We start from the raw sequence: 7,283 nt of genomic DNA, 5'->3' as shown, positions 1-7,283 counted from the left end.
GGGGGGGGGGGGGGGGGGGGGGGCCCCCCCCCCCACCACCGGAGCCACCTCAGCCCCCCGGAGGTATGCCTGGAGGTAGGCCAAGAGGCTGTCAGGCACCACATCGGGCTGCCCCAGCGGGGCGTGCAGTTCCCGCCGCTGCAGCGGTTCCGTTGCGGAAGCACCGTCATCCAGCGGCGGCAGCTTCAGGTGCCAGCCGGCGTCGGTTCCGCCGGTGCGGCGGCGGAGGGTGATCCGGTGGGACGCCAGTGTATGGCGCTTCGTGTCGAAGTAAACGGCCTGAAGCACAGCAGTATGGGGAAGACCCGCCCTGGTGACTCCGGGGAGGCCCTCCAGCGGAGGCACAGCGGCGTCCTCGTCGACGTCGTACTTCTTCTCAATCTCCGTTTGTTGGCTCACCGAAACAGGCCGTCCTTCCGCGTCGTTGCGGCGGGTCCGGACCTGGCTGGCCCGGTGCCGTAACCGGATTCTATTGCCCGAAGATGAACGGCCGGGAGAGAGTTCCGCCACAAAACTGCAGACGTCAAACGTCTAACCTTTAGACTCGAGAGATGCCCGAGTCGTATCCTCCCGCCGCCAACGCGCCCGCTGCTGCCGCTCCGGCAACCCCGGCCGTCCCGGCCGCCGCTTTGTCCGGGACGGGCACCAAGCCCCGGTCCGCCGTCGTTTTCGGCGTGATTGCGCTGGTGCTGATCGGACTGAACCTGCGCGCGGGCATTACCGGAGCGTCCGCCCTGCTGCATGACCTCCAAGCGGTCCTCGGGTATGGGGCGCTGGTGGCCGCCGTCATCCCGTCCATCCCCACGCTGTGCTTTGCGCTGGCGGGCGCCGGCACCTCCTGGCTGACCGGGCGCCTTGGCGTGGAAAAGGCGATCCTGGTGGCCCTGGCCATGCTGGCCGGCGGGCTCCTCCTGCGCGGCATTCCGGCCACCGGCATGCTGGTGGCCGGCAGCGTCCTTGGCATGTCCGGCCTGGCCGTCTGCAATGTGGCCATGCCCTCCTTCATCCGGGAACACTTCGCGCACCGCACGTCGCTCATGACCGCCGTCTACACGGTGACCATGACCACGGGTGCCACCGTGACCGCCGTCGCCGTGGTTCCGCTGGCCCACGCCCTCGGTTCGCCGTCGGCGGCCGTCGGTGCCATTGGCATCACCGCCGTCGCGGCCCTCCTTGGCTTCCTGCCCGTGGCACTGCACGCCCACCGCAACAGTCCCCGGAGGCCGGCGGTCCGCGTCTCGCCGTGGCCGCTGCTGCGGACCCGCAAAGGGCTGCTCCTTACAGTGATCTTCACGCTGCAGGCCCTGCTCGCCTATGCCCTGCTGAGCTGGTTCCCCTACATGCTGACCACCATGGGCATGAGCGCCTCGGACAGCGGACTGATGTTCGGGCTGATGCAGCTGGTCTCCGTGCCGGCAGGCATGGTGCTGATCGCGATCGGCTCCCGGCCCCGGATGCTGCGGCCTGCGTTCTACCTGGTCAGCGTCACCATGGTGGCGGGCCTGGTGCTGCTGCTGGTGCTCCCGGTGGGCCTGGCCGCCGTCCCTGCCGCCCTGCTGGGCTTCGGCCTGGGCATCTTCCCGCTGGTGATGGTGATGATCAGCCGCAGCGGGGCGAGCACCGCCGAAACCACCGCGCTGTCCACGCTTGCCCAGTCCACGGGCTACCTCCTGGCCACGGCCGGGCCGTTCGGGATGGGACTGCTGCACAGCGCCACCGGCGGCTGGACCCTGCCCCTCCTGCTCCTGCTTGGCCTGGCGCTGGCCCAGATCGTGGTGGCCCACCTGATCACCGGCAGGGCCATGACCAACGCCGTTGGAAGGAAGTAGCACGCCATGGCCCTAAGCCCATCCTCCCGCCCGCCACTCGCGGACGAGGTCACCGCCAAGCTGCGCAGCATGGTCCACTCCGGCGAATGGCCCCTGCACCGGCGCATCCCGTCCGAAACCGAGCTGATAGCCCGCCTCGGCGTCTCCCGCGGCACCCTCCGCGAGGCCGTCAAGGCCCTTGCCCACAGCGGAATGCTGGAGGTCCGGCGCGGTGACGGCACCTACGTCCGGGCCACCAGTGAAATTTCCGGCGCGGCCCGCCGGCTGTACCAGGACCACACCGAGGAGCACATCCTGGAAGTCAGGCTGGGCCTGGACACCCAGGCGGCCCGGCTGGCGGCGAGGAATGCCACGGACGACGACGTCACGGCCCTGCGTGCCCTGCTCGCCGCCCGGGACCAGGCCTGGGGCGCCGGCGACTACGAGGCCTGGGCGCGCGCTGACTGGGGTTTCCATGAACGGGTAGCCCAGGCCTCCGGCAACCCCCTGCTGCACGAGCTGTACGCCAGCTTTGGCGCCGCCTTCCACCAGGACCTCCTGAAGCAGCAGGGCCGGCCCGGTTTCGACGGGCGCCCGCATGAGGGGCACGGCCTGCTGGTTGATGCCATTGAACTCCGTGACGCGGAGGCCGCCGTGGCCACCGTGAACCGGAACCTGAACTCCTGCGCCGAATGGCTCGCCGGATAGTCCTGCGGGGTTTCACCCTTGCCCAATCCGTCAGTAGGCTTACTACCTGAGAAGGTAGTAAGCCTGTCCGGCATCCCGGCGCGGCAGGCACCCGCCGACGATGAGGAGTTCCCATGGCGCGATCATCACGCCTCACCGAGCACGACGTGAGCCACGAACCCCCGCAGGAGGCCACGGCACAATCACCGGCTGTTCCGGCTGCCGCCGCGCACGGGGAGCCCGGCGGCGAGGGCCACCGCCCGGCGGCTGCCCGGAAGCCCAAGGAACCCAGGTCCCCCTCCGAGCTCTGGGGTGACAGCCTGGGCAGGGTGGGCATCCGCGCCGCCCAGGTCCTGCTGATCCTTATCGTTGCGGTTGTATCCGTCTACGCGCTGATGCAGATCAAGCTCTTAGTCATTCCAATCCTGATAGCGCTGATCCTGGCCGCGGCCATCGGCCCGTTCGTGAACATGCTCCGGCGCCGGGGGTTGCCCGGGGGACTGGCAACAGGGATCGCGTTCATCGGCCTTTTGCTGGTGCTGGGCGGCGTGTCCACCGTCATCTACTTCTCGGTGCGCAACCAGTGGAGCGAGCTCGCCCAGCAAGCCTCCTCCGGACTGGATGAGCTGGAGAAGTTCCTGCTGACCGGGCCCGTCCCCATCGAGCAGGAACAGCTGGACCAGGCCCGGCAGGGCATCATCGACTTCGCCACCAGCAGCCAGGTCCGCTCCGGCGCGATCACCGGGTTGTCCGTGGTCACCGAGTTCATCGCCGGGGCCGGCCTGATGATCGTCATCCTCTTTTTCTTCCTGAAGGACGGCGCCAAGATCTGGAACTTCTTCCTCCGCCCGTTCACCGGAGCCCGTGAGGCCAAGCTGCGCCGCGTCGGACGCCGCACCCTTGAGGTGCTCGGCGGCTATGTCCGCGGCACCGCGATCGTCGCCCTGGTGGACACGGTGGCCATCGGCGCGGCGCTGCTGATCATGCAGGTGCCCCTGGCCATCCCGCTGGCCATCGTCGTCTTCATCACCGCCTTCATCCCCCTGGTGGGCGCCACCGTGGCCGGGATCCTTGCAGCCCTGGTGGCGCTGGTGGCGAACGGGCCGGTGGTCGCCCTGATCGTGGTGGCCGTGGTCATCGCCGTCAACCAACTGGAGGGCGACCTCCTGCAGCCCATCGTCATGGGCAAGTCCCTGCAGCTCCACGCCCTGGTGATCCTGATGGCGTTGACGGCCGGAACCATCCTCGCCGGCATCGTGGGTGCGGTGCTGTCCGTGCCGCTGGCCGCCGTTGCCTGGGCCATCATCCAGGTATGGACTGCCGAGGACCCGAACCTCGAGGACATGAACCCGAACCTGCCGCCGGCGGGCACCAAACCGATCTAGGCCGGCCGGCAAGGACACCTTCCCGGCCCCGTGCACGACGACGGTCCGGCACCGAGGTGCCGGACCGTCGGCGTGCGGTGGCCGCGTTCCCCCGGGCCGGCCCCCCGGTGCCGGGCCCGCCGCCGGGCCGGCCCCGGGGTACGGCGGCACCGCACGACGACGGTCCGGCACCGAGGTGCCGGACCGTCGTCGTGCGTTGCCGCCTTACCCCGGGGCAGGCACCCGTCCGGCTAGGAGCGCAGGCCCGCGAGGACGTTCTTGGGACGCTGCATCTCGCCGTGCTTCGCACCCAGGACAACCACCAGTCCGGCGAATCCCGGGATGACCCACTGCAGCACCTTCAGCTGCTGCTGGGCCGCCTTCAGTTCGTCGGACGCCTCCGGCCGGGGCTCCGTGGCACCCGCGGCGCCCTGGTCCGCAAGCTTCTCCACCTTCTTGCCAAGGATGCCGGAGTACAGCGTTACAGCCGCGCCTACCACCGTCACCGCCGTCTTGATCACGGTGTCCCGGGCCACGCCCTCCTGCTTGGCAATGCGTCCCTTGTTCTCCCAGGCGATGGCCAGGTCCGCCACGAGGTGGGAGGCGAAGGCCGCCGTCTGGAACGGCGCCCACTTCATCCAGCCGGCACTGGAGAGCCGGGTGCGCTCGGACGGATCCTTGGCTGCCGCCGCTGCACCATTGAGGCCGATGGCCCCCATGAGGGATCCACCGAACCACGCCGCTGCCGTCAAATCGTGAACTGACCGGGCAATGAGGTTTCCTGCCATGTTGTGCATTCCTAACGTCGAAGTGGTTGCGGGATGCCGCTCGTGCGGTCTTCGCTTGCCGTGTCCCGTCAGGGTCTTGGCCCGCCCATGGTAAGCACACTTACTAATGTTACGAAAGCCCGTCTTCCCAGAGCAGAACGCGTAACATCGTCGCCATGGGAAACACCGGGACTTTGTTTGGCTGGGCTTTTGGGGATCCGGCCCGTGAAGACGAGAACGCATACATAGAAGGCCTGCAGAACGAGGCACTGGGCAACGCCCGGGAGACGGCCAAAGCCAAGGGGGTGGCCGTGGTGCCGGACTCCCAGGTGTTCACGGTCCTGAGTGCGGACGACTCCCTGGTGGAACTGGACAACGCCCCCGGAAGGCTCGTGGTCCGCTGCACCGTGCACGTCGAGGGGCCCGGCGCCGAGAAGCTGCGGGCCGAAGGACCAATGAACGGCTGAGCCATGTCTGACGGGGAATCCACCATCCGCCAGGCCGCGGACGCTGTCGAGGAGGCCTCCAACCACAAGGCCCTGGACGTCCTGGCGCGCACTGGATTCGCCGTCATGGCCCTGCTGCACGTGATCATCGGCGCCATTGCCATCGCCGTGGCGTTCGGCCAGCCCGGCGAGGCCGAACCCACCGGGGCGATCGAGCAGCTCGCCGCCAACGCCTGGGGCCCGGGCGTGATGTGGGCCTGCGTACTGGCTTGCCTCGGCCTGGGGCTGTGGCAGGCAAGCGAGGCCACCCTGCGGGCACGCCGGCTCCCCCGCAAGGAGCGCGTGTCCAAGCTCATTTCCTCCGGTTTCCTGGCCATCGCCTACAGCAGCGTGGGGTTCAGCTTCGCCGGTTTCGCCGTGGGGCTGCGTGGGGATTCCAGTGACAGCACCCGGGATTTCAGCGCCTCGCTGATGGCTACGCCGCCAGGGCTGTGGACGCTGGTGGCCCTCGGCCTGACGATCATTGGGATTGGAATCTACTTCATGGCCAAGGGGGTCCGCCGGGGGTTCAAGGAGGAGCTGTACTACTTCGACGGCAGGCGGCGCGGCAGGCTGATCGACGTCCTGGGCGTCGGCGGCCACATCGCCAAAGGCGTCGCCCTGGTCCTCACCGGACTGCTCTTCGTCATCGCCGCCGCCAAGCACAACCCGGACGAATCCACCGGGCTGGACGGCAGCCTCAAGGCCCTCCAGGACCACCCCTTCGGGCCGTACCTCCTGGTGGCCATCGGTGCCGGATTCATCGCCTATGGGATTTTCGCCCTCGTCCGGTCGCGGTTCGGACGCATGTAGTTCCGCCTTTTCGGGGTAGGAAGGAAGCATGACGGACCACCTTGTGAGTGACCAACCCGCCGCCGGCCGCGCCGGACCCGTAGGTACGACGGCGGGCGGGGCCTTAAGTGCGACGGCGGGCAGGGCCTTAAGTGCGACGGCGGGCGGCGCCTTCGCAGGCATGTTCCGCCTCCTCAAGCTGGCCCGGCCTGACCGGCCCATCCATCCGGACGGGGTGGGACTGGCCGGGGACCTGGCGAGGACCGGCAGCCCCGGTGAGCCGAGCGGGCTGGACTGGCTGGACCAGCCCGGCACGGACACCGTCGAGGCGAGGTTTTCCCGTTCGGCCGGCCTGCCGCAGAACCTTCCGGACATCCTGGGGCTTGCGCTTCGGGTCACCCCGCCCGGCGGTCATGCTCCCGGCGGCCCTGCTGCCGGCTTTGCCGGCCCCGGCCCGGCCGACGTCCTCTTCGCGTCCACCGGCTGGCGGCTGCCCGGCCGGTTCCTGCTCCAGCCCAAACTCGACGTCGCAAGCGCCACCCTGACCACCCTCATGCCGTACCGCGGCCGGAAAGGTCCGGTGCTGCTGGGCCTGCGGACGGAGCAGCTTCCGGACGCGTCGCTGGCTTCCGGGGAATGGATTCTTGGACTGTACTGGGCCAGGCCAGCCGGGCAGTGGCATGAGTGCGGCGAGCTGCGCCTGCGCGCCGCCCCCGAGCCGCGGGACACTCCCCTGCGCTTCGACCCGCTCGCCAACCAGCCGCCCGGAACACAAACGTATGCCTGGGCGCGCCGCCTCCGGGAGCGCTCCTACCTGGCGGCACAGCAGCCGGCTCCTGCCGCCGTCGTACGCTCCCCCGCTGCGGCGGGGAATCCTGCCCGCTCCACCACCACAGGAAGGAACACCATGTCCACCGTGTCCCAGCTGTTCAACTCCCCCGCCGCCGATATCTGGAAAGTCATCGCCGACGGCTGGCTGTACTCCGGCTGGGTGGTGGGCGCTTCCCGGATCAGGGCCGTGGATGACACGTGGCCGCAGGCCGGCTCACGCCTGCACCATTCCGTGGGCGCGTGGCCGCTGGTGATCAACGACAGCACGCAGGTGACCGGCGTCGAACCCGGTAAATCCCTGGAACTGGTGGCCCGCGGCTGGCCCATGGGCGAAGCGAAGGTGGCCATCACCCTTGAGGACCGGGGCGATCAGTGCCTGGTGACCATCGCCGAGGATGCCATCCGCGGACCCGGCAAGCGGGTGCCCAAGGTACTGCGTGACCCCGCAATCTCAGTGCGCAACCGCGAGACCCTCAAGCGGCTCGAACTCATGGCAGCAGGCGGGGCAGGGAGATAGCACGCACGGGTTAAAGCAACGCGGGGTCACTT

Annotated in this window: 8 protein-coding genes; 6 read left to right on the top strand and 2 right to left on the bottom strand. The window is 69.1% G+C overall.

The genetic code is table 11. The annotated features are described in order from the left end of the window. Positions 1–399, bottom strand: a 399-nt coding sequence (locus tag U7114_RS07150; protein ID WP_323056945.1) for a CYTH domain-containing protein, incomplete at its 3' end; no start/stop codon positions are given. Positions 400–551: 152 nt separating this feature from the next. Between U7114_RS07150 and U7114_RS07145 the strand changes: the two genes are divergently transcribed. From U7114_RS07145 to U7114_RS07135, 3 genes are all read left to right on the top strand, one after another. Further along, the gene (locus tag U7114_RS07145; protein WP_323056944.1) at positions 552–1,829 is read left to right on the top strand and encodes a CynX/NimT family MFS transporter; all 1,278 of its coding nucleotides are present in this window, start codon (positions 552–554) and stop codon (positions 1,827–1,829) included. 6 nt (positions 1,830–1,835) lie between these two features. Further along, positions 1,836–2,516 (top strand): FadR/GntR family transcriptional regulator, encoded by a 681-nt coding sequence (locus U7114_RS07140; RefSeq protein WP_323056943.1) that lies wholly within the window; start codon positions 1,836–1,838, stop codon positions 2,514–2,516. A 113-nt stretch (positions 2,517–2,629) separates the two neighbouring features. After that, complete coding sequence (locus U7114_RS07135; RefSeq protein ID WP_323056942.1) at positions 2,630–3,880, top strand: AI-2E family transporter; 1,251 nt, start codon at positions 2,630–2,632, stop codon at positions 3,878–3,880. A 230-nt stretch (positions 3,881–4,110) separates the two neighbouring features. Here U7114_RS07135 and U7114_RS07130 read toward each other — a convergent pair whose 3' ends face one another. Continuing rightward, entirely contained in the window at positions 4,111–4,647 is a 537-nt protein-coding gene (locus U7114_RS07130) for a hypothetical protein (protein WP_323056941.1), read from the bottom strand. Between the two features lie 155 nt (positions 4,648–4,802). On the opposite strand from U7114_RS07130, the gene U7114_RS07125 reads away from it, so the two are divergent. The 3 genes from U7114_RS07125 to U7114_RS07115 are packed head-to-tail and all read left to right on the top strand — an operon-like array spanning position 4,803 to position 7,251. Then, positions 4,803–5,093, top strand: coding sequence for a hypothetical protein (locus tag U7114_RS07125; protein ID WP_157241530.1), 291 nt, complete (start codon positions 4,803–4,805; stop codon positions 5,091–5,093). Positions 5,094–5,096: 3 nt separating this feature from the next. Then, positions 5,097–5,924 carry a DUF1206 domain-containing protein gene (locus U7114_RS07120; RefSeq protein WP_323056940.1) on the top strand — a complete coding sequence of 276 codons (828 nt, stop codon included), beginning with the start codon at positions 5,097–5,099 and terminating at the stop codon, positions 5,922–5,924. A gap of 28 nt (positions 5,925–5,952) precedes the next feature. Continuing rightward, the gene (locus tag U7114_RS07115; RefSeq protein ID WP_323056939.1) at positions 5,953–7,251 is read left to right on the top strand and encodes an SRPBCC family protein; all 1,299 of its coding nucleotides are present in this window, start codon (positions 5,953–5,955) and stop codon (positions 7,249–7,251) included. The last annotated feature ends 32 nt before the right edge of the window (positions 7,252–7,283 follow it).

This window comes from Pseudarthrobacter sp. C1, from assembly GCF_034720455.1.
In the GTDB taxonomy this organism is placed as follows: Bacteria; Actinomycetota; Actinomycetes; order Actinomycetales; family Micrococcaceae; genus Arthrobacter.
This window is presented reverse-complemented; position numbering and strand designations above follow the sequence as displayed.

Bases quoted from the DNA above. Each gene is read 5' to 3' on its own strand.
- U7114_RS07145 (WP_323056944.1), top strand. From the start codon at position 552: ATGCCCGAGTCGTATCCTCCCGCCGCCAACGCGCCCGCTGCTGCCGCT.
- U7114_RS07140 (WP_323056943.1), top strand. From the start codon at position 1,836: ATGGCCCTAAGCCCATCCTCCCGCCCGCCACTCGCGGACGAGGTCACC.
- U7114_RS07135 (WP_323056942.1), top strand. From the start codon at position 2,630: ATGGCGCGATCATCACGCCTCACCGAGCACGACGTGAGCCACGAACCC.
- U7114_RS07130 (WP_323056941.1), bottom strand. From the start codon at position 4,647: ATGGCAGGAAACCTCATTGCCCGGTCAGTTCACGATTTGACGGCAGCG.
- U7114_RS07125 (WP_157241530.1), top strand. From the start codon at position 4,803: ATGGGAAACACCGGGACTTTGTTTGGCTGGGCTTTTGGGGATCCGGCC.
- U7114_RS07120 (WP_323056940.1), top strand. From the start codon at position 5,097: ATGTCTGACGGGGAATCCACCATCCGCCAGGCCGCGGACGCTGTCGAG.
- U7114_RS07115 (WP_323056939.1), top strand. From the start codon at position 5,953: ATGACGGACCACCTTGTGAGTGACCAACCCGCCGCCGGCCGCGCCGGA.